Source organism: Actinomycetospora cinnamomea, from assembly GCF_003096675.1.
GTDB classification, from domain to species: Bacteria; Actinomycetota; Actinomycetes; order Mycobacteriales; family Pseudonocardiaceae; genus Actinomycetospora; species Actinomycetospora cinnamomea.
Map to the genome: position 1 here is coordinate 168,935 of NZ_QEKW01000010.1, position 21,289 is coordinate 190,223.

A 21,289-nucleotide genomic window follows, 5' to 3' on the forward strand; every position below is an offset into this window, starting at 1 on the left:
CGGCTACGCGACGTCGTGGGACGGCGCCGGCGACCCGCCGGAGGCGTCCGGCGGAGCGTCGACGGGCGGCAGCCCCCGCCACCGGCGCCGCGCCGCGTAGAGGCGGCGCATCACGCCCGGCGACAGCTGCGCGGTGACCCACATGCCGGCGTGGCGCACCGAGGGCCGCCGGCGCAGCAGCCGCAGCGCCTGCCGCCGGGCCGCGGTCCGGTCCCCGGTACGCACCGCGCGGCGGTAGCGCCCGAGCGCGATACCCGTCCGCACGCGGTCGACGTACTCCCGCAGCGCGGCGCGGCGGGCGGGCGAGGGCGGCAGCTGGCGCGCGATCCGCGCCAGCGCCGCGTGGGCACCCTCCCCGAGCTCCACGGTCCGGTCGTCCTGCCGGGTGATCGAGCCCTGCCGCTGCCGCAGGAGGTAGACCTGCTCGTCGAGCACCCGCACCGGCACACCGGTCAGCGCCACGCGCACCCAGAACTCGAGGTCCTCGCCGACCCACAGGGCCTCGTCGAACCCGCCCACCGACGTGGCGAGCTCGCGGGGCACCGTGGTGCCGCGGTAGGAGAAGGGCTCGCGCAGCAGGTGCAGGAGGAACTCCTCGCCGTCGGTGGCCGGCGGGTCGGTCGACAGGCGGAAGTCCGGGTCGGTGGGCGCCCCGTCCTCGTCGACGGTCAGGGGCACCGCGCCCACGAGCCCCGGACCCGGGACGGTCTCGAGGCAGGCGCGGACCTGCGCGAGGAAGTCGGCGCGCAGCAGGTCGTCGCTGTCGAGGAACACCACGTACTCCCCGCGGGCGGCGCCGATCCCGACGTTGCGCGCCGCGGAGACGCCGCGGTTGTCCGGCAGCCGGACGAGCTCGATCCGCGGGTCGGAGAGGAAGGGGGCCACGCGCTCGGCGAGGTCGTCGGGCGAGGCGTCGTCGACCACGACGAGCTGCCAGTCCGGGTCGGTCTGCGCCAGCACCGAACCGATCGCCTCACCGACGACGTCAGCCGTGCCGTGGGCCGGGACGACGATGCTGAAGGTGGGTGTCACGGGGCCGATCTCCTGCCTGGTCGGTCCCGGCCACGGGGGCCGGGCGGTCGAGCCGCACCTCGCGGGTGCGCCGTCCCTCCGACCAGCCCACGACGACGGCGTCGTCGGTGAGCTGCACCGAGGCGCCCGTGGCGCGCTCGGACCCAGGGGTCAGCAGGGTGGCCACGGCGAGGGGCACGCGGCCCCGCTCGCACAGGCCTCCGACCAGCCAGGACGGCTCGCGCGCCTCCAGGCGGTCGGACCACCACCCGAGGTGGGTCTCCTCGTCCCCCCGGACGTGGTGGTGGATCCATGGTGTCGTCGCCGCGTGGGTGAGGCCCAGCACCGGCGCGCCCGTCCCGTCGGTGGCCAGGTGGCCGTCCTCGTCGGGCGCGGCCCGCAGGCCGGGGTGCAGCGGCCACGACGTCCGGACGCGGTGCTGGCCGCGCCCCTCGAGCAGGTCGACGACGAGGACCGTCGCCTCGTCGGGCGGGGCGACGACCCAGCGGTGGTGCCGCACCGGCGCCTCCAGCGCCTCGTAGCCGTCGTGGTGCGCGTGGACGAGGCCGCGCGTGAGGTCGACCTCCTCCACGGTGGTGCGGGCGTGGCGGCTCCAGAGGAACTCCCCGCCCATGACCGACTGGTCGCGGTCGTCGACGGCGACCGTGGGGTGGGCGCGGGTGCCGCGGTGGGCGGTGCGCCAGTCGGGGTGGGCGAAGTAGCTGCCCGTCCCCGGGTCGCCGACGAGCTCGCGGCCGCCCCGGCTCAGCGTGACGGCCAGCGCGTCGGCGTGTCCGTGCGCGGCGATCGAGAGGTAGCCCAGCGGCCCGACGTCCACCGTGACGCGCCGGTCGCCGGCGCGGAGCACCACCAGCCCGCCCTGCTCCGCGTGGAACGAGCCGGGCTCGAGCGCCGGCGCGGGCTCGGGACGCGGGACCCCGCGGGCCTTGCCGAACCACCCGGCCGTGAGGTCGGGCACCGAGCACGCCGCGGCCGCCCGGTGGCCGGTGAGGGCCGCGACGGCGGCCAGGTGCGGGCGGACCTCGCGCAGCGGCTCGGGTCCCAGGCGCAGCGCGAAGCCCTCGTCGTCGTCGCCGTAGCGGGGCGTCGGGTCGTCGGGCCCGACCAGCGAGGCCAGGTAGGTCGCGCTGCGGTCGACGGCCGCGCGCAGCGCCGGCGGCGCCGGACGGCCCGCCAGCTCGAGCAGCAGGACGACCACGCCGAGGAGCTCGGCGGTGAACACCTGGTACCCGACGGCCTGCTCGGCGCCGGCGCCGTCGGCGAGGATCTGCAGGTCGGCCTGGGTGGCCAGCTCGGCGACGGCCAGGGCGGTCCACCGCTCGGCGCGGGCCAGCTCGGGGAAGCACAGCCCCACGACGGCGAGGCCCGCCATCTCGCCCACGAGGTGGTTGTTGGCGGAGCTGAACCGCGAGCGGTCCCGCCGGCACGCCGTCGCGCTCGCGGCGAGCACGCGCACCACCCGCCGGTACCGCTCGGGGGTGAGCCCGGGCGCGTCGGCCAGACCCTGCAGGGCGACGGTCACGGCGATCGCGCGGACGCCGGCCTCGAAGGCGCCGCGCCAGGCGATGCCCGTGCCCGGCGGGTTGGCGAGGATCCAGTCGTCGAGCTGGTCGAGGGCCTCGTCGGCGAAGCGGCGGTCGCCGGTGACGAGCCAGGCCTGCGCGAGCCACGGCAGGTGCTGCAGCCGGTTGAGCTCCCAGATCCACTTGGGGTCCCCGGTGCCGACCCGGTGGTCGATCCGCCGGGACGGCATCCGGGGCCAGCGCACGTCGGCGAGGGGGTCGTACGACCAGTCGATCGGACCGTCGTAGCGGGCCTCGGGGTGGCCGAAGAACGTGAAGCGGTGCTCGAGCACGCGTTCGGCGGCCGCCACCACGGCCTCGGTGTCCTCGGGGTACTCGGCGGCGAGCTTCTCGGCGGTCGCGCGGTCGAGCAGCACGGGCCGGCCGGTGCCGGCGCGGAAGTCCGCGAGCCGCGCGTCCCACGTCCGGTGCGGGTCGGCGAGCAGGCGCTCGTCGGGCACCTCGCGCCGCTCGAGGGCCTCGCGGGCCAGCCCGGCGGCCATCCGCCCGGCCCGGCCCGCCACCTCCTGCGGTCCCATGGCCCGCAGCCGGTTGACGTACCAGCCGACGCGCCTCACCGGCGGGCCACCGCGGCGACCATGTCCTCGAAGGCACGCGCCGTCGCCTCGATGGTGAACTCGTGCTCGGCGCGCCGGCGGGCGTTCTTGCCGAGCGCGGTACGCAGGTCGGGATCGGCCACCAGGCGCGCCAGCCGGTCGGCGAGCGCCGCGTCGTCGCCGGGAGCCACGACGAAGCCCTCGCTGCCGTCGCCGACGACGTCGGGCAGGCCGCCCACGCCCGGGGCCACCACCGGCAGCTCGGCGGCCATCGCCTCGATGACGGCGATCGGCACGCCCTCGTGCTTCGAGGACAGGGCGAACACGTCGAACCCGGCGAGCAGCCGCGGCACGTCGCGGCGCTCGCCGAGGAAGCGGACCACGTCGGGGAGGCCCTCGCGCTCGACGATCGCGGCGAGCTCCTCGCGGCGCGGGCCGTCGCCCGCGAGCACCACGCGCACGTTCGGGTGCTGCGCGCGGAGGCGGGCCACGGCGCGGAAGAGCACCTCGTGGGCCTTCTGCGGGGTCAGCCGGGCGACCACACCGAGGACGACGTCGTCGGGGCCCGCGCCCCACTCGGCGCGCACCTCGGCCCGGGTCGCCTCGTGCTGCTCGACGGCCGGACGCTCGGGCAGCGCCACGCCGTTGGGCACGATGAACTCGCGGGCGCGCCGCCACGGGTAGCGTCCGACACCCTCCTCGGCGTGCAGGTACTCCCGCTGGCTCGGCCCGAGCAGGGCGAGCGCGTCGGTGAGGAAGAGCGTCTCGACGACGTGGCGGGGCAGGCAGCGCAGGCCGACGCTGGTCAGGCCCATGTCGTGCACCGCGACGATCTGGGTCGGCACGCCGGCGAGACGGGCCACGAGCCGCCCGAGGGTCAGCGACGCGCGCTGGAAGTGGGCGACGAGCACGACGTCGGGCCGGTGGGTGCGGAAGTGGCGCCAGAGCCGGACGACCGAGCGCATGTCCCAGCGCCCGCCCCGGTGCAGCTCGTGCACGGCGACGTCGGACCCGCGGAACTCCGGCACCATCGACCCGCCGTCGCGCAGGCTCACGAGCTCGGGCTCGACGCGGCGGCGGTCGAGGTGCCGGAAGGTGTTGAGCAGCACGAACTCGGCGCCGCCGACGCCGTCGGCGATGTCGAGCACGAGGCTCAGGCGGATCGGTCGATCGGGGACCAGGGGGCTCACCTGCCGTGGTGGGGGGCCAGGGCGGCGGCGCCGTCGGGCCGCGCCCGCTCTGGGGCCGGGCGTCGTCCCGCCGTCGCCGCGATCACGTCCTCGGCGGTGCGCACCGAGCGGTCGAGGGTGAACTCCTGCTCCACCCGCGACCGGCCCGCCTTGCCGAGCTGCGCGCCGCGCGTGGGGTCGCGCAGCAGGTCGAGGAAGGCGTCGGCGAGCGCGCGGGGCTCGCCCGGCGGGACGAGCGTCCCGGTCTCGCCGTCCACGACGATCTCCGGGATGCCGCCGACCGCCGTGCACACCACCGGGCGCGAGGCCGCCATGGCCTCGAGCACGGACATGGGGAAGCACTCGGTGCGCGAGCAGAGCGTGAACACGTCCATGGCGCGCAGCAGGCGGGGGACGTCGCTGCGGTTGCCGGCGAACACCACGCGCTCGGCGACCCCGAGCGCCGCGGCCCGCGTGTGCAGCACGTCGCGCAGCGGCCCGTCACCCACCAGCAGCAGGCGGGCGCGGGGCTCGTCGGCGAGGAGCAGGCGGAAGGCCTGCAGCAGTGTCTCGTGGCCCTTCTCCTCGCGGAGCATGGCGACGCTGCCGATCAGCGGCTCGTCCGGCGCGATCCCGAACTCGGCACGGGCCTCGTCGCGCGCCTCCTCGTCCGTGCCGTCCTCCCCGCCCGCCGGCTCGACCTCGCCGAGGACGACGCCGTTGTGGATGATCCGGACCCGCCCGGCGTCGTACCCGAGGTCGTCGACCAGGTAGGGCACCTGGGTGTGGGCCACGCCGTACACCGCGGTGGTGACGGGCCGCAGCAGCCGCTCGACCAGGCGGTGCACCCGGGAGCGGGGTCGGATGTCGCCGCAGTTGTGCATCCAGACGACGCGGGCCGGGACCCGGGCGAGGACCCCGGCGAGACGCCCGAGCGCCTCGGCGGTGAAGCCGCGGCAGATCACCACGTCGGGGCGGGTGCGCCGCATGTGGCGCACGAGGTCGACCAGCGTGGCCGGCACCTCCCGCTTGGCGCGGCGCAGGTCGAGGGCCGGCACGTCGTGCTCGACGAGCTCGCCGAAGAGGTGCCCGCCCTCGTTGAGGCACACCACCGAGGGCTCGAACCGGTCCCGGTCCATGGCCGGCAGCAGCGTCGCGACGTGCCGCTCCGCCCCGCCGAACAGGAGGTTGGGGACCACGAACAGCACGCGGACGGGGCGTGGAGGAGGCGCCGCACCGTCCGCGGCCGAGGGTCGTGGCGCGGGGGTCGGGCTCACGTCTCGTGACCCTACGACAGCTCTGCGCGACCCCGACGACCGGGCGTCAGCAGGTCGGCGTAGAGGTCCTCGACGCGCCGGGACACCACGTCGACGTCGAACTCGGTGGCGGCGCGGTGGTGCGCCGCGGCCCCCATGGCCCGTCGCCGCGCGGGGTCGGCCAGGACCGCGACGAGGGCCTCGGTGAGGCGTGCGCCGTCCGACGGCGGGACGAGCAGGCCCTCGCGCCCGTCGGTGACCAGCCCGGGGATGCCGCCGACGTCGGTGGCCACGACGGCCAGCCCCCGGGCCATCGCCTCGAGGACGACCATCGGCTGGCCCTCGCCGAGCGAGGGCAGCACGAGGACGTCCGCGGCGTCGAGGAGCGCGTCGACCTCGGCCTTCGGCAGCCAGTCGTGCACGGTGACGGCGCCGTCGACCCCGAGGGCCGCCGCGAGGGCGCGGGCCCGCTCGGGGTCGCCGTCGCCGGCCATCGTCAGGTGCGCGCCGTCCCCCGTGGTCCCGCGCACCTCGGAGAGTGCCTTCGCCCACGACTCGACCAGCGTGAACGCACCCTTCTTCTCCCAGATGCGCCCGAGGAAGACGACGTGCGGGGGGCGGTCCGGCCGGTCCGGCGGTGCCGGCGGCACCGGGACGGCGTTGGGCACGATCGCGAAGCGCGCGCCGGGGGCGATCTCCCCGAGACGCCGCACCCACAGCTCGTCGAGGGCGACGACGGCGTCCGCCCCGATCAGCGAGCGGCGGATCAGCGCGCGCAGCGGCGCCGGCGCCGTGCGGTGGAAGTCGTGGAAGCGCCCGCTGTGCACGTGCAGCACGACGGGCACGCGCGCCGCCTTCGCGAGCCAGAGGATCGTCGCCTTGCGCACGAAGCTGCCGTCCGACGACGTGTGCAGGTGCACGAGGTCGGGCCGGCGGAGCAGGAGCTCGGCGAGCACCCGGGCGAGGCACAGGGCGAAGCGCCGGACCTTCGCGGGCCCCGACCCGTCCTGGTGGCTGGCCACGTGGTGCACGTGCCACCGCGCCCACAGGGGGGTCCCGGCCAGCGTGCGGACCGCGGCGGAGATGCCGCCCTGCGTGGCCAGGGACGTCGAGACCCAGAGCACGCGCACTCCGCGGGTGCGGCGCGGGCTCACCGCGACGCCACGACGGGGCGGTCCGCGGGCGGCTCGGCCTGGGGTCCGGCGGGGGGTCCGGCCGGGACCGGTGGTGCGGGCGCGCGACCCGCCGGGGCCGGCGGCGCCCCGTCCTGGTGGCGGTCCAGGGCGCCGACCGCGACGCCGAAGATCAGGAAGGGCAGCGTGCTGGCGAAGTCGAGGAAGCGCATGTCCACGGTGACGGCCGTGGCCTGCCACGTGATCAGCACCAGGAGGGCGAGCGTGGCGAAACCCCGTCCGAGGAGACCGTCCGCCGGCAGGTGTCGGCGGGCGGAGACGAGCTTCCACGCGATGCCGACCAGCAGGGCGATCCAGAGCAGGCCGCCGGGGATGCCGAGCTCGGCGGTGATGCCCAGCTCGTTCTCGTGGGACGCGATCGCCCAGCCGCGGTTCCAGTCGATCTCCTGGGACCAGGCGATGTGGTGGTCGGTGTTGTACGCGGTGAAGCGTCCGATCCCCACGCCGAAGATCGGGTGGTCGAGGATGGCCTGGAAGGACGTGGCGGCGATGTTGAGCCGGTCGTACACCTCGTTGGACGAGCCCACCCCGCCGGCGCTGCGGTCCTCGGAGAGCAGCGTGCCGAGGTTGGCCACGACCGCGGCCGCACCGAGGACGAGCGAGACGACGAAGGGCCGCCGCCAACCGCGGGCCAGCACCGCCCCGGCGAGGACGACGATCGCCAGGGAGAGCCACGCGGAGCGGGTGTAGGTGAGGTACACGCCCGCCGCGGCGAGCCCGGCGGTGGCCCAGAGCCCGAGGCGCACCACCGTGCGGACCGTCGGCTGCGCCGCGAGGTAGAGGGCGACGACGAATCCGATGACGAGCAGCAGGCCGTTGGTCACCGGCTGCTTGAAGATGCCGACGGCGCGGTCCTCCCAGCCGGGGTCGTCGACGATGAACCGGGGCCACACCAGCGCCTGGGGCCCGTAGAACTGGATCACCGCGGTGAGCCCGGAGTACAGCGTGAAGGCCACGGTCATCCACAGCAGCGCCCGGACCGCGTCCTCGCGGTCGAAGAGCGTCCGCCCGGCGAGGTAGAGCAGGATCGGGAGGAGCGTGCCGGTCACGATGAAGCGCCACGCGTCGACGGCCTCGAACTCGTGGGGCAGCAGGCCCGAGAACACGTTCCAGAAGGCGTAGGCGGCCATCACCGCCTCGAGGGCGCCGAGGCGCGGCGCGCGCACCGTGCGCGCGAGCAGGCCGACACCGATCGAGAGCACCGTGCCGTAGAAGGCGGCCATGACCGGGTCGCCGAGGCCCATGTTGTTCAGGGGCTCGCGCACGAAGCTCGTGGCGACGAGGAGCAGGATCGCGAACAGCGGGAAGCGCAGCGCGAGGGCGGCCACGAGGACGGCCGGGGGCAGCACGACGAGCAGCATCGGCGCCTCGTCCGGGGCGACGCCGAAGGCGGCGACGACCACCACCATCACCCCGAGGACCACGAGGACGTCGGTGCGCCACCGCGCCGACCACAGGCGGGAGAGCATGCTCATCGGCCCCCGGGCTCCGTCGAGGTGGGTCGTGGTGGCGCGGGCACCACCCGGTCGTCCGGGCGGGCAGGGCCGCCCCGGTTCCCCCCGAATCTAGCCGACGGCCCCCGGCGGCCCCTCCGGGTGGCGGCTCGGCGGCTTCCTATGCTGGGTCGGTGAGCCTGCACGCCGAGCTGCTCGACGCGCCGACGGCCCTGGACCGCCTCGCCGAGCCCTGGCGGGCGCTGGCCGTGGACCAGGGCAGCGCGTTCCTCACCCCCGAGTGGTGCGCCGCGTGGCTCGAGCACCCGGGCCCCGGCGACCCGGTCGTCGTGGCCGTCCGCGACGGCGACGCGCACCTCGTCGGGCTGCTGCCGCTGTGCCGCGTGGGGCGGGAGCTGCGCTTCCTCGGCTCCGAGCGCGGGGACCGGTTCGCACCGCTCGCGGCGCCGGGGTCCGAGCTGGAGGTCGCCGCGGCCGCGGCGCGCGCGCTGGGCCGGGGCGGCGGGCGGGGTGGGGCGCTGCTGCTGCGCAACGTCGACGAGGACGCCTCCTGGGTCCCCGAGTTCGCCGCCGCCTGGCCGGGGGCGCTGACCCGCACCCGCGTGCGCGGCAACGTGCTGCCGTACGTGCCGCTGGCCGGCGAGACGTGGGAGACGTTCCTGGCCGCGCGCAGCCGCAACTTCCGCAACCAGGTCGGCCGCAAGGAGCGCAACCTCGTCCGCGACCACGGCGCCGCCTTCCGCCTGGTCACGGATCCGGCGTCGGCGGGCCCGGAGCTCGACCGGTTCTTCGGCCTGCACGCCGCCCGGTGGTCCGGCGACGGCGCGTCGTCGCTCACCGACCCGGAGGTCGTCGCCTTCCACCGGTCCTTCGCGACCGCGGCCGCCGGCCGCGGCTGGCTGCGGCTCTGGTTCCTCGAGATCGACGACGAGCCCGTCGCGGCGATCTACGGCTGGTCGATCGGCGGCCGGTACGCCTACTTCAACGCCGGATGGCGTCCGGAGTGGTCCCGCTCGAGCGTCGGGCTGGTGCTGCTCGCGCGCACCGTGCGTCACGCCCTCGAGGAGGGCGCCGTCGAGTACGACCTGCTGCTCGGCGACGAGGAGTACAAGGCCCGGTTCGCGAGCGCCGAGCGCCCCGTGGAGACCGTCGTGCTCGCCCCGCCGCTGCACCCCCGCGCGCTCGCCTCGCGCGGACGGGTGGCGGCCCGGCGGCTGGTGGCGTCCCTGCCGCCCGGGGCCCGCGAGGAGCTGACACGCCGCGCGCGGACGGTCGCGCGTCGCGCCGGGGCGGGCTGACCTGCCCCGGGGCCCGGTGACCGCTTCGTTACCGTGGCCCGGGTGAGCAACCGACTCCTGGTCCTGGGCTGGCACAACATCGACCCGACGCCGGCCTTCCCCGAGGCGCCGGAGGCCGGTCGCCGGGGCTTCGACCGCCAGTTGGCCCTGCTCGCGAGGGTGGCGAACGTCGTGCGCCTGTCCGACGCGCTGGACCGGATGGCCTCGGGCGAGCCGCTCCCGCCGCGCAGCGTGGCGCTCACCTTCGACGACGGCTACCGCGACAACCTCGACGTGGCCGTCCCGCTCCTGGCGAAGCACGGGCTGCCGGCGACGTTCTACCTCGTCCCGCGCTTCCTGTCCGGCGAGCTCGGAGCGTGGTGGGAGGATCTCGCGTTCGCCTTCCGGCACGGCACCGCCGACAGCGTGGAGTGGGGCGGCACGACCTACCCGCTGGGTGACCCGGCCGAGCGGGCCCGCGCGCAGGACGAGATCAGCGTGGCGCTCAAGACGCTGTCGGCGCGGTCCCGTGAGCAGGCCGTCGCGGAGCTCGCCGAACGGCTCGCGCCCGTCGGGGGCGAGGACGACCGCGCCGCCTTCATGGACTGGGACGGCGCCCGCGGGCTGCTCGACGCCGGCCACGACGTCGGCTCCCACTCGATGACCCACGCGATCCTCAGCCGCGAGGACCAGGCGTCGCAGACCGAGGAGCTCGCCGACTCGCGCTCCCGGCTGGCGGACGGGCTGGGCACGTCGATCGACTCCGTCGCCTACCCCAACGGGCACCGCGAGGACTACGACGAGACCACGCTGCGGCTGGTGGCCGAGATCGGCTACCGGGGCGCGGTGACGACGACGCCGGGCGTGGCGCGCCGGGACCAGCCGCTCATGGAGATGAACCGGCTGATCGTCACGCCCACGACCAGCCCGGGCGACCTCGTCGGCAAGGTGTGGCGCAAGGCCCGCTCGACCGCGCGGTCCGTGCTCTCGCGCTGACGCCCGCGGGACCGGTCCTCGACACGGCCCCGACACGCCCCCGACACGACGACGGGGCACGACCGGAACGGTCGTGCCCCGTGTCGGCCAGTGGGGTGGCTACTTCTCCGTGCGCAGCGTCACCGTCGGCGCGGACAGGTTCTGCGACGGCCGGCCGTCGGCGGCGTCACCGTCGGCGCCGTTCGACCCTGCGGCGCCCTTCGGCTTGCCGTCCCCACCGGACGGGGCGGACGCGGTCGACCGGGAGAACTTCGCGGTCCCGACGCGCTTGGCGCCGGGGGGCGAGCTCGGCGAGGCCGACGGAGTGCCGTTCCGCCCGCCCGGCTTCCCGTTGGGGCCCTGACCCGCGCCCCGGCTCGCGCCCTGCTCCGGCCCGCCCGGCCCCTGGCCCGGCGAGGTGGAGCCACCGGGCTTCGGGTTCCGCCCGCCCGTCCCGCTCGCGCCGCCCGGCTTGGGGCTCGGCGAGGGCTTGGCGCCCGAGCCGCGGCGGGTGTGGACGCTCACGCCCGGGGCGCCGTCGGCGTCGGACGGGCCCGCGGGGCCGGACGGACCGGACGGGCCGGACGGGCCGGACGTCGGCTTGGGGGTCGGCTGGGGGGTCGGCTGGGGCGCCGCCCCGGACCCGGGGGGAGGACCGGCGGGCGCCGCGGAGCGTCCCGGGGCGCCGGGAGAGGACGCACCGGCGGACGGCGACGGGCCGCCCGCGCTGCCGGACGCCGGGGAGCTGCCGGGGGAGCCGCCGGGGGAGCCGCCCGCGGGCGCGGGCTTGGCGCCGGGCGAGGGCTTGGCGGCCGACGACGGCTTGGCGCCGGGCGACGGCTTGGCCCCGGGCCCACGCTGGCCGTTGGGGGCCGACGGTCCGGCCGACGGCCGGGCCTCCGCCCCGCCGGCGTCGCCCGGGGTGCTCGAGGGCCGGTCGACGGACGTGCCGTTGGCCGCCTGCCCGGTCGCCGGGGCGCCGGCGCCCCGCACGGAGGCGCCGTTGGTGGTCTTGACCGACGCCCCGTTCGCGCCCTCGGCGCCCTTCGCCGGGGCGTCACCGCCACGCGGGCCGTCACCGCGGGCCATCGCGGCGCGGGCCTCGTCGAGCTTCTGCTGCGAGATGGGCGCGGTGCGGTCGGCCGGGACCTGGGACGGGGTGGGCGCCGCGCTCGGGGCGGCCCGGTCCCGCCCGCCCCCGGTCCCGCCGCGCCCGGGGGCGGGCGGGACCGGGCCGGCCGGGGCCGGGCGCCCCGCGGGGGGACCGGCGGGCAGGCGCACCGGCGTCCAGGTGCGCTCGGCGAGGAAGCCCGGGTCGCTGAGCTGGCCGGGGTTGCGCACCAGGATCACGCCGAGCGGGGTGCCGCCGGCCTGGGTGACGGCGTCGAGCGCGGCCCGCGCGTCACGGGCGCGGGTCTCGCCCTCCTCGACGACCAGGAGCACGCGGTCGGCCGCGGCGCAGACGACCTGGCCCTCCACCGACTGCGCCGGCGGGGCGTCGATGATCACGAGGTCGGCGAGGGCGGTGCCCTGGCCGAGCAGGCGGCGCAGGTGGGAGCGGGAGAACAGGGCGAACAGATCGTCGCGCCGGCTCCCGGGGGGCGACACGATCAGCGCGCGGCCGTTGCTGAAGGCCTTGCCGTCGATCCGGCTGTCGCCGCGCTCGGCGAGGAAGTCGGCGACGCCGGACATCGTGGCCAGCTCGGAGTTGCCGAGCTCGGCCTCGAGGTCGGTCTGCACGAGCATCGTCGTCTGGCCCTGCAGGGCACGCAGCCCCGCGAGCGAGACCGCGACCCGGGTCTTCGACGCCCGGGCCGACGTCGGTCCCGTGATGGCGAGCGCGCCCGGGGTCGGCATGCCGTTCGCGTTGGTCAGCCCCATCAGCGAGTGCAGCAGCTCGCGGCGCGCCTCCTCCCCGGAGCGGCGCTTGCCGCCGACCACGGCGAGCACCTGCAGGCCGAGGCGGTCGCCGACCTCGCTCGGGGTGACGATGCGGTTCTCGAAGCGGCCGAGGGCCATCGCCAGCAGCGCGCCGAGCAGCAGGCCGCCGATCAGCGCGGCGGCCGCGTTGCGCCCCGCGTTGGTCGGGTTGGCGGCGACGCCGGCGTTGAGCTGCAGGTCCTGCAGCTGGTTGGTGCTGGGGATGTCGTTGATCTGCTCCTGCAGCCGGCTGGCCTCGGCGTCGTTGCCCGCCGCCCGCGCGGCCGCCAGCTGCTGGTTGAGCGCGGTGATCTGCTGCTGCTGGGCCTCGGCGCCGAGGCTGGCGTTGACGTCGTCGCGCAGGGCGACGGCCATCTTCGTGGCCGACTCGCTCGCGACCTCGGGGGTGTCGGCGACGGCCTCGATGTACACGATCGGGCTGGCCGCGGCGATGCGGGCGTTGAGCCCGACGTCCTCACCGACCCCGGCCGACTGCCGCAGCACCTCCTGGGAGGAGGCCTGGTTGAAGTAGTCGGCGTACCCCTGGGCGAGCACCGTGTCCTGTTCCGGCGCGCGTTCCTGCGACACGAGGGTCAGGGCGGCCCGTCCGGTGTAGGACGACCCCTGCAGCAGCGAGGCCCCGAGCGAGCCGGCCGCCGCCACGATGCCGATGACGAGGACCAGCACCCACCGGCGGCGGATGCGATCCCACTGGATCTGGAGCGGGCTCATGACGTGCCTTTCGTCCGGTCGTCGGCGTGTCGCCCCGGGGGGACGGCGGTCGGCATCCTAATGTGGTGGTGCGGGACGACGATCACGTCGAACCCGCCGGGTCGCCGAGCGGACCCGTCAGCCGGGGCGCGCACGGCTCAGCGTCCCCGCGTGGCCGACTCGTAGGCGGCCAGCAGTTCCTTCTCGGAATTCGTCCACGAGAGCGGCCCGGACACCCGGTCGACGCCGATCTCTCCCATCGCCGCGCGGCGACGGGGGTCGTCGAGGAGCTCGGACACCAGGCCCGCGAACTCGGCGACGTCGTTGGGGCGGGCGTAGACGGCGGCCTCGCCGGCCGAGACACGGGCCTCGACCAGGTCGAACGACACCACCGGCCGCCCCATCGCCATGTACTCCATGATCTTGTTCATGGTGGACACGTCGTTGAGGGGGTTGCGCGGGTCCGGCGCCAGGCACACCGACGCGGTGGACAGGTGGCGCAGCACGTCCTCGTCGGGGATGCGCCCGGTGAACGACACCTGGTCGTCGAGGCCGTAGGCCTGCGCCAGTGCCACGACGTCGTCGAATGCGTCGCCGGTGCCCATGAACACGGCGTGCCAGTCGTCGCGGCGCTCGCGGAGGTCGGCCAGCGCGCGGATCGCGTAGTCGACGCCGTCCTGCGGGCCCATGACGCCGAGGTAGCAGAGCAGGTGCTCCTTGCCGCGGGCCAGCGAGGGCTCGGGGGTCCGGAGGCGGAAGCGCTCGACGGCCGGTGCGCTGCGCACCACGAAGGTGTCCTCGACCGGCACCCGCCCGCGACCGGTGGCCACGGCGCGGTAGCTCTCGTTGGTGGCGATCACCGTGTCCGCGGTGCGGTAGGTGGCCCACTCGAGCAGGCGCATCGCCCAGTACATCGAGTCGCGCTTCTCGCGGAACCGCGACAGGTAGAGCTCGGGCACGAGGTCGTGCTGGTCGAAGATGATCCGGGCGCCGCGGGCCTTGGCGCGCAGCGCCGGCAGGAACAGCAGGTCCGGCGGGTTGCAGAGGTGCACCACGTCGACCGGCGCGCGCTTCTGGATGCGCTTGATCAGCCGGTTCGTGTGCCAGAGGGCGGTGCCGTACTCCTTGAGGTACCCCTGCGGGCCGCCGCTGGCCGCCTCCAGGGGGTAGCGGTGGATCCGGACGCCGTCGATGACGACGTCGGACTCGGTGTCCCGCTTCGTGCCCTGCGGGCAGATCACCTCGACCTCCCAGCCGTGGCCGGTGAGGGTCTGGCACTCCTGCCAGACCCGCCGGTCGAACGGGACCGAGAGGTTCTCGACGACGACCAGGGCTCTACCAGGCAAGGCCGACATATCCCTCCTGTTGGCGACGCGCAGCGGCGTCCGGGAGCCGGACGAGGTCGACGACCGGTGTGGTGCTGCCGGTCAGGGCGTGACGCACGTCCTCGTCCGACTTCCCCACCACCAGGACCTCCGCGTGGTCGACGACCTCGGCGACGGTGTCGACGAGGAGGTCCCGCAGGTGGGGGAGGTGGGCCTCGATGAAGGCCCGGTTGGCGCCGAGCAGCGCGGACTCGACGACCGCGGGGTCGTAGATGCGCAGGTCGTAGCCCTTGCCGAGCATCCGCTCGCAGAGCTCGACCAGCGGGCTCTCGCGCAGGTCGTCGGTGCCGCCCTTGAAGGCGAGCCCGAACACCCCGACCTTGCGCTTCCCGGTGGCGGCGACGTGCTCGAACGCGCGCTGGATGTGCTCGTCGTTCGACGGCAGCACGTTCTCGAGGATCGGCACCCGCACGTCGTGGCGGCGCGCGGCGTGCACCAGCCCCCGCAGGTCCTTCGGCAGGCACGACCCGCCGAAGGCGAAGCCGGGCCGCAGGTAGGCCGGGCTGATGTTGAGCTTGCGGTCCGCCAGGAAGATCTCCATGACGTCGTGGGAGTCGACGCCGAGCTCGCGGGCCAGCGCGCCGATCTCGTTGGCGAACCCGATCTTGAGCCCGTGGAACGTGTTGTCCACGTACTTCGTCATCTCGGCGACCGGCGGCTCGACGCGGAACTCCGGGGCGCCGAGGCCGGCGTAGAGCGAGAGCACGGCGTCGCCGCTGGCGGGGTCGAGCTCGCCGACCACGGTCTTCGGCGGGTCGTAGAAGTCCTTGACGCTCGAGCCCTCGCGCAGGAACTCGGGGTTCACCGCCACGCCGAAGTCGATGCCGGCGTGCAGGCCCGAGGCCTCCTCGAGCAGCGGCACGAGGACACCGAGGCAGGTGCCCGGCAGCATCGTCGAGCGGAACACGACCGTGTGCCGGCCGGCGGTGCCGTCGCGGCTGCCGAGCGCCTCGCCGATCTCGCGGGCGGCGCGCTGGAGGTAGGTGGTGTCCAGGCTGCCGTTGGGGGCCGACGGCGTGCCGACGCACACGAGCGAGAGGTCGGTGCCGTGGACGGCGGCGGTGACGTCGTCGGTGACGGTGAGGCGTCCGGCGGCGACGACGTCGCGGACGATGTCGCCGATGCGCTCCTCGACCACGGGGGTGCGGCCCTCGCCGATCATGGCGAGCTTGGCCGGGTTGACGTCGACACCGACGACGTCGTGTCCCTCCGTGGCGAGGCAGGCGGCGCTCACCGTGCCGACGTAGCCGAGACCGAAGACACTGACCTTCATCGCAGGGAGTCCTCGCAGAAGGGTCGGGGTCGCGGCGGGCCGTGGGGAGCGGAACCGCACGCCGGGCCGGGCCCACGGTACCGAGGGGTTTCCGGGTCACCGCCGTCGGGCACGGGGCACGGATCCGTCGCTGAGGCTCCGCTCACCGTTCCGTGGGACGCGTGGCGGGGCTCGAGGTTGGCCCGCGATCCACCCCGAACGGGCTCTCCTGCTCGCCCGTTAGCCTCGGGCGGGTGAGCCGTGACGTCGAGGTCCTCGCCGAGCCCAGCGACGAGCCGGGACTGGTCGACGCCTGGCGCGCCCTGGCCGAGGCGCAGGGCAACGCGTTCACCACCCCCGAGTGGTACGCGGCCTACGCCCGGCACTACGGCCACGACGCGCCCCCGTTCGTCGTCCGCGTGCGCGACGCCGACGGCACCCTGGCGGGCCTGCTGCCGCTGTGCCGCTCGGGGCGCACCGTGCGCTTCGCCGGCGCCAACGTCGGCGACCGCTTCGGGCCGGTGGCGCAGCCGGGCCGCGAGGCCGAGGTGGCCCGCGCGGCGGCGGGGGCGCTGGGGCGCGAGGCGGTCGTGCTGCACAACGTCGACGCCGGCGCGCCGTGGGTCGCCGCGCTCGGCGACGGGCTGCGCGGCCGCGTCTCGGCCACCCGGCTGCGCGGCGGCGTGCTGCCCTACGTCCCGCTGACCGGGCACACCTGGGAGACGTTCCTCGGCGCCCGCAGCCGCAACTTCCGCCAGCAGGTGCGGCGCAAGGAGCGCGCGCTGGTCGAGGGCCAGGGCGCGGTGTACCGGGCGACGAGCTCGCCGGACGAGGTGCGCCGCGACGTCGCCGAGTTCTTCCGGCTGCACGCGGCGCGCTGGGACGACCGCGAGGGCGGCTCGACGATCACCAGCCCCACCGTGCACGCCTTCCACGACGACTTCGCCGCGGCGGCCCTGGCGCGGGGGTGGCTGCGGATGACGTTCCTGGAGATCTCGGGGGAGGCGGTCGCGGCGCTGTACGCGTGGCGGATCGGCGGGCGCTACGCCTACTTCCAGGCGGGGTTCGACCCCGCGTGGGCGGAGCGCAGCGTGGGTCTCGTGCTCATGGCCCACACGGTGCGCGAGGCCATCGCCGAGGGCGCCGACGAGTACGACCTGCTCCTGGGCGACGAGACCTACAAGGCGCGCTTCGCCACCGACGAGCGCGAGGTCTCCACGCTGGTCGTCGCCGGTGCCCTCGACCCGACCCGCCTGCTCGCCCAGGTCGACGCCGGCGTCCGGCGCGCCACCGACGGCATGTCCCCGGAGATGCGCGCGCGCCTGCGCGACCTCGCCAAACCCGTCATCGCCCGCATGCCGGGCACGCGCTCGCGCTGAGGGAGCGCTCGCGCTGCGGGGAGCGCGAGCAATGCGGCTTTGCTGGCGTTGGACGCCAGTGACGCCACATCGTCGAAGCGCTGAGGCGCCCCGATACAGTCGGCCGCCATGAGTCGACGGCTCCTCGTGCTGGGCTGGCACAACATCGACCCGACGCCGTTCTACCCCGCCGCTCCGGACGCCGGGCGCCGTGGCTTCGACCGGCAGCTCGCCGCGATCGACCGGCTCGCCACGGTCGTCCCCCTCTCGGAGGCCGTCGACACCCTGGCGGCCGGCGGTTCCCTGCCCCGGCGCGCGGTGGCGCTGACGTTCGACGACGGCTACGCCGACTGGCTCGACGCGGCGGTCCCCGCCCTCGACCGCCGGGGCATGCACGGCACGTTCTTCCTCGTCTCGGACATCCTCTCCGGGCGTGTCGGTGCGTGGTGGGAGGAGCTGGCGGACGCCTTCGACCGCTGCACCGCGACGAGCCTCGACTGGGCCGGGCGCACCCACGACCTGTCCACGCCGGTCGCGCGCCGCGCGGCGCAGGACGCGCTGAAGGACGAGCTCAAGCTCGTCGACGGGGCGACCCGCAACGAGGCCGTCACCCGCATCGCCGAGCGCATCGCCCCGCCGCTGTCGTCACAGCCGCCGCGCGACCCGCTGTTCCTCGACTGGGACGGCGCGCGGGCCCTCGCGGCCACCGGGCACGGCGTCGGCTCGCACACCGTGACCCACCCGATCCTCGCCCGCGAGGACGCCGCCACCCAGCGCCACGAGCTCGCGGCGTCCCGCGAGGCGCTCGAGGAGGGCCTCGGGCAGACCGTCGACCTCCTCGCCTACCCCAACGGGAACGCCGGTGACTACGACCAGCAGACGATGGAGCTGGCCCGCGCGGCCGGCTACCGGGCGGCGGTGACCACCAGGCCCGGTCTCGTCGGGCCGCAGGAGCCGCCCTTCGCGATGCACCGCGTCGTGCTCACCCCGCTCACCGACGTCGGCGAGCTGTTCGGCAAGGTCGCCCGCAAGGGCACGGGCATGGCGCGCAAGGTCGCGAACCGGGCCGTCAGGACCCTGACGCCGACGGGGTGACGCGCGCCTCCCACGCCGAGGTGACGATGTCGTCGAGGTCGTGGAGGGCGGTCCAGCCCAGACGCTCGCGGATCCGGGTCACGTCGGCGACGACCGCCGCGGGGTCGCCGGGACGCCGGTCGGCGATCACGGGGTCGACGGGCCGGCCGGCGACGCGGGCGACGGTCGCCATCACCTCCAGCACCGAGTAGCCCCGGCCCACCCCGACGTTGAACGTCTCCGCGCAGGGGCCGTCGAGCAGGGCGGTCGCGGCGACGTGGGCGTCGGCGAGGTCGTCGACGTGGACGAAGTCGCGCACGCAGCTGCCGTCGGGGGTGTCGTAGTCGGCGCCGAACACCGTGGGCGCGTCCCCGCGGGCGACGGCCGCGAGCGCGATCGGCACCAGGTTCTCGCGTCCGCGGTCGGCGAGGCGCGCGTCGTGCGCGCCCGCGACGTTGAAGTAGCGCAGCGCGACGTAGCGCAGGCCCGTGGCGCGGTGGACGTCGGCGAGCAGCCACTCGCCGACGAGCTTGGTCGTCCCGTACGGGTTGACGGGTTCGCACGGCGCGTCCTCGGTGACCGCGGCGCCGGTGGTGGCCCCGTAGACCGCGGCGCTCGACGAGTAGACGAAGCGCTCGACGTCGGCCCGGGCGCACGCCGAGAGCACGGCGCGCAGGCCCTCGACGTTCTCGCGCCAGTAGTACAGCGGCTGCGCCACCGACTCGGGCACGCTCTTGCGGGCGGCGAAGTGCAGGACGCCGTCGAGGCGGTGCCCGGTGAGCGCGGCGGTGACCGCGTCCTCGTCGAGCGTGCTCGCCCGCACGAGCGGCACGTCGTCGTCGACGCGCTCGACGAACCCCGCCGACAGGTCGTCGAGCACCACCACGGTGTCGCCCCGGGCCCGCAGCGCGCGGACGGTGTGCGCGCCGATGTACCCGGCGCCGCCGGTGACGAGCCAGCGTCCAGCCATCCGATCTGCTCCCCTCCCGCGATCTCCCGGCGGCTGGGAAGGCTACGGGGTGGTCAGAGTCGCCGGGGCGCGGCCGTCGCGCGCAGGGCCGGGGCGACGGGGCGGCCGTCGAGCACGGACGCGGCGCCGTGGGTGAGCGCCCGCTCGTAGGTCGGGAGGGCGGCCTCGACGGCGGCGACCGTCTGTTCGACGTCGGTGTCGGTGTGCGCCGCCGAGATCACGAACGACTGCCCCAGCACCCCGCGGCGCAGCAGCTCGGCGAGGAACACCGTGCGCATCTCCTGCGACGGGCGGCCGTCGCCGTCGCGGGTGCGGAAGACGAGGCAGGCGGGGTGGCCGACGACGTCGACGTGGTCGGCGAGACCGGCCGCCGCGATGACGGCGTTGGCGCCCTCCGCGAGCTTCGCGCCCTGGACGGCCATGGTCGTGACGGGGTCCTCGCGGCGGTAGGCCTCGACGACGGCACGGAACGCGGTGAGCCCGACGGTCTCCGGGCCGTGGGTGGTGGAGAGCAGGAAGACCCGCTCGGCGTCGGTGCGCAGCCCGCCGCGCTCCATGAGGTCCCGGCGCCCGGCGAGCGCCGAGACGGGGAAGCCGTTGCCCATCGCCTTGCCCCACGTCGACAGGTCGGGCGTCACGCCGTAGACGGTCTGGGCGCCGTGGGCGGACCACCGGAACCCCGTGATCATCTCGTCGAACACGAGGACGGCGCCCTCGGCGGTGCACAGCTCGCGGACGCCCTCGAGGAAGCCCGGCGCCGGGTCGTGCAGGGCGGTCGCGGCCTCGAGGAACACCGCGGCGACGCGTCCCGGGTGGGTGTCGAAGAGCGCCCGCAGCGAGCCGAGGTCGTTGTAGGTGAAGCCGAGGGTGCCCGCGCGCGTGGTGGCCGGGATGCCCGCGTGCATCGGCGTGCTGCCGATGAACCAGTCGTCGGTGGAGAAGAACGGCTGGTCGGCGACGGCGACCAGGTCGCGGCCGGTGGCGGCGCGGGCGAGCTTGAGGGCGGCGGTGGTGGCGTCGGAGCCGTTCTTCGCGAACTTGACCATCTCGGCGCCCGGGACGAGGTCCAGGAAGTCCTCGGCGGCGTCCAGCTCGAGCCGGCTGGGCCGCGAGAAGCTGAGGCCCCGGTCGAGCACCGCGCGGACCGCGGCGTTGACCGGCTCGTAGGCGTGGCCGAGCGTCACCGATCGCAGGCCCATCCCGTACTCGACGTAGGAGTTGCCGTCGACGTCCCACACCCGCGCGCCGCGGCCGTGGTCGATGACGGGTGTCATGTGCTCGGGGTACTGGTCCGACCCGCGCGCGTAGGTGTGGGCGCCGCCGGGCACGAGCTCGTGCAGCCGGGCCTGCAGGCGGGCGGACTCGGTGAACACCGGCTCCGGACGGCCCGCGCTGGACCGATCGGCCGAGGACGATGACACGGACGTCATGGGGCCCAGCTTCCCCGGTCGGTGCGTGGTGACGCGGCGGGGGCTCGGCGGGGGCTCGGCGCCGGCCCCGGCGCCCGGCCGGCGGGACCACGCGGGCGTCGCCCCGAGGTGGGCGCGTCGGCCCCCCGACCAGCGCGTGTCGCCGTCAAGCGCTGCGGTTGGTGACGTCCGCGGGCCCGGGGCGCCACCCCGACGGCGCAGTGCCGATCCCCCGGACAAGGAGGCCGATCCCGGGTGCTCAGACTGGTCCGCATGGCAGCACCGCTCGCTCCTCACGGAGTAGTAGCCGCGCCGGGCGCGCGGCCCCGCCGCCGTCTCGCCCGTCCGGCCGTGATCCGGCAGCCGTGGCCGGTCGCGGCGGTGCCGGACGCGGTGCCGGACGGGGCGCCGGACGCGGTGCCGGCCGGGGGCCCCGTGCGGGTGGGGCCCGTGCCGGGCGCCGTACCGATCCCCGGCGGGGCGCCGGTGGCCCTGCCCGTCCCGCCGACGGTGGTGCTGCCCGACGCCGCGTCGGCGCGGACGGACTTCACCGGCGCCCCGCTCCCGGCGGTGTCCCGACCGCCACGGACGCTGATCGTCCTGCGACCGGTCGCGGGCCCGACCCGGCGCGCCCCGATCCGCCACGGACACGTGCCGGGGACGCCGGTGCGTGCGCACCGGGCCCTCTGGGGGCCGCCGCAGCCCGCCCACTGAGGCGCTCCGCGCTGGCAGAGT

At 75.9% G+C, this 21,289-nt stretch carries 16 protein-coding genes; 5 read left to right on the forward strand and 11 right to left on the reverse strand.

The window, feature by feature from the left end:
* Positions 1–3: 3 nt before the first annotated feature.
* From C8D89_RS18890 to C8D89_RS18915, 6 genes are read right to left on the reverse strand one after another with little or no spacing between them, the layout of a single operon-like run.
* Complete coding sequence (locus C8D89_RS18890; protein WP_165825796.1) at positions 4–1,032, reverse strand: glycosyltransferase family 2 protein; 1,029 nt, start codon at positions 1,030–1,032, stop codon at positions 4–6.
* On the reverse strand, positions 986–3,172 hold the full coding sequence (locus C8D89_RS18895) for a heparinase II/III family protein (protein ID WP_116709666.1): 2,187 nt from the start codon (positions 3,170–3,172) through the stop codon (positions 986–988). The genes C8D89_RS18890 and C8D89_RS18895 overlap by 47 nt, the downstream gene beginning before the upstream one ends.
* Positions 3,169–4,341 carry a glycosyltransferase gene (locus tag C8D89_RS18900; protein WP_116709667.1) on the reverse strand — a complete coding sequence of 391 codons (1,173 nt, stop codon included), beginning with the start codon at positions 4,339–4,341 and terminating at the stop codon, positions 3,169–3,171. Before C8D89_RS18900 ends, C8D89_RS18895 begins: the two co-directional genes overlap by 4 nt.
* Positions 4,338–5,597, reverse strand: a complete 1,260-nt coding sequence (locus C8D89_RS18905) for a glycosyltransferase (protein ID WP_207787301.1) — start codon at positions 5,595–5,597, stop codon at positions 4,338–4,340. Before C8D89_RS18905 ends, C8D89_RS18900 begins: the two co-directional genes overlap by 4 nt.
* A gap of 11 nt (positions 5,598–5,608) precedes the next feature.
* On the reverse strand, positions 5,609–6,700 hold the full coding sequence (locus tag C8D89_RS18910) for a glycosyltransferase family 4 protein (protein WP_207787302.1): 1,092 nt from the start codon (positions 6,698–6,700) through the stop codon (positions 5,609–5,611).
* A 26-nt stretch (positions 6,701–6,726) separates the two neighbouring features.
* Positions 6,727–8,244, reverse strand: coding sequence for an O-antigen ligase family protein (locus tag C8D89_RS18915; RefSeq protein WP_133251969.1), 1,518 nt, complete (start codon positions 8,242–8,244; stop codon positions 6,727–6,729).
* A 152-nt stretch (positions 8,245–8,396) separates the two neighbouring features.
* Between C8D89_RS18915 and C8D89_RS18920 the strand changes: the two genes are divergently transcribed.
* The gene (locus tag C8D89_RS18920; RefSeq protein WP_116709669.1) at positions 8,397–9,521 is read left to right on the forward strand and encodes a GNAT family N-acetyltransferase; all 1,125 of its coding nucleotides are present in this window, start codon (positions 8,397–8,399) and stop codon (positions 9,519–9,521) included.
* 42 nt (positions 9,522–9,563) lie between these two features.
* Positions 9,564–10,496 carry a polysaccharide deacetylase family protein gene (locus C8D89_RS18925; protein WP_116709670.1) on the forward strand — a complete coding sequence of 311 codons (933 nt, stop codon included), beginning with the start codon at positions 9,564–9,566 and terminating at the stop codon, positions 10,494–10,496.
* A gap of 99 nt (positions 10,497–10,595) precedes the next feature.
* Here the strand turns inward: C8D89_RS18925 and C8D89_RS29380 are convergent, their stop codons facing one another.
* From C8D89_RS29380 to C8D89_RS18940, 3 genes are all read right to left on the reverse strand, one after another.
* Positions 10,596–13,127: a hypothetical protein gene (locus C8D89_RS29380; RefSeq protein ID WP_165825797.1), complete on the reverse strand. Its 2,532-nt coding sequence runs from the start codon at positions 13,125–13,127 to the stop codon at positions 10,596–10,598.
* 137 nt (positions 13,128–13,264) lie between these two features.
* Positions 13,265–14,461: a glycosyltransferase family 4 protein gene (locus tag C8D89_RS18935; protein ID WP_116709671.1), complete on the reverse strand. Its 1,197-nt coding sequence runs from the start codon at positions 14,459–14,461 to the stop codon at positions 13,265–13,267.
* Positions 14,442–15,764 carry a nucleotide sugar dehydrogenase gene (locus C8D89_RS18940; protein ID WP_116709672.1) on the reverse strand — a complete coding sequence of 441 codons (1,323 nt, stop codon included), beginning with the start codon at positions 15,762–15,764 and terminating at the stop codon, positions 14,442–14,444. Before C8D89_RS18940 ends, C8D89_RS18935 begins: the two co-directional genes overlap by 20 nt.
* Positions 15,765–15,997: 233 nt before the next feature.
* Here C8D89_RS18940 and C8D89_RS18945 point away from each other — a divergent pair, with 233 nt between their 5' ends.
* Both C8D89_RS18945 and C8D89_RS18950 read left to right on the forward strand, forming a co-directional pair.
* On the forward strand, positions 15,998–17,122 hold the full coding sequence (locus C8D89_RS18945; protein WP_116709673.1) for a GNAT family N-acetyltransferase: 1,125 nt from the start codon (positions 15,998–16,000) through the stop codon (positions 17,120–17,122).
* 108 nt (positions 17,123–17,230) lie between these two features.
* Complete coding sequence (locus C8D89_RS18950; RefSeq protein WP_116709674.1) at positions 17,231–18,196, forward strand: polysaccharide deacetylase family protein; 966 nt, start codon at positions 17,231–17,233, stop codon at positions 18,194–18,196.
* Here C8D89_RS18950 and galE read toward each other — a convergent pair.
* Both galE and C8D89_RS18960 read right to left on the reverse strand, forming a co-directional pair.
* Positions 18,171–19,145, reverse strand: coding sequence for a UDP-glucose 4-epimerase GalE (gene galE / locus C8D89_RS18955; RefSeq protein ID WP_116709675.1), 975 nt, complete (start codon positions 19,143–19,145; stop codon positions 18,171–18,173). The genes C8D89_RS18950 and galE overlap by 26 nt on opposite strands.
* 53 nt (positions 19,146–19,198) lie before the next feature.
* Positions 19,199–20,575 carry a glutamate-1-semialdehyde 2,1-aminomutase gene (locus tag C8D89_RS18960; protein ID WP_116709676.1) on the reverse strand — a complete coding sequence of 459 codons (1,377 nt, stop codon included), beginning with the start codon at positions 20,573–20,575 and terminating at the stop codon, positions 19,199–19,201.
* 252 nt (positions 20,576–20,827) lie between these two features.
* On the opposite strand from C8D89_RS18960, the gene C8D89_RS18965 reads away from it, so the two are divergent.
* Positions 20,828–21,268: a hypothetical protein gene (locus C8D89_RS18965; RefSeq protein ID WP_207787303.1), complete on the forward strand. Its 441-nt coding sequence runs from the start codon at positions 20,828–20,830 to the stop codon at positions 21,266–21,268.
* Positions 21,269–21,289: the final 21 nt, after the last annotated feature.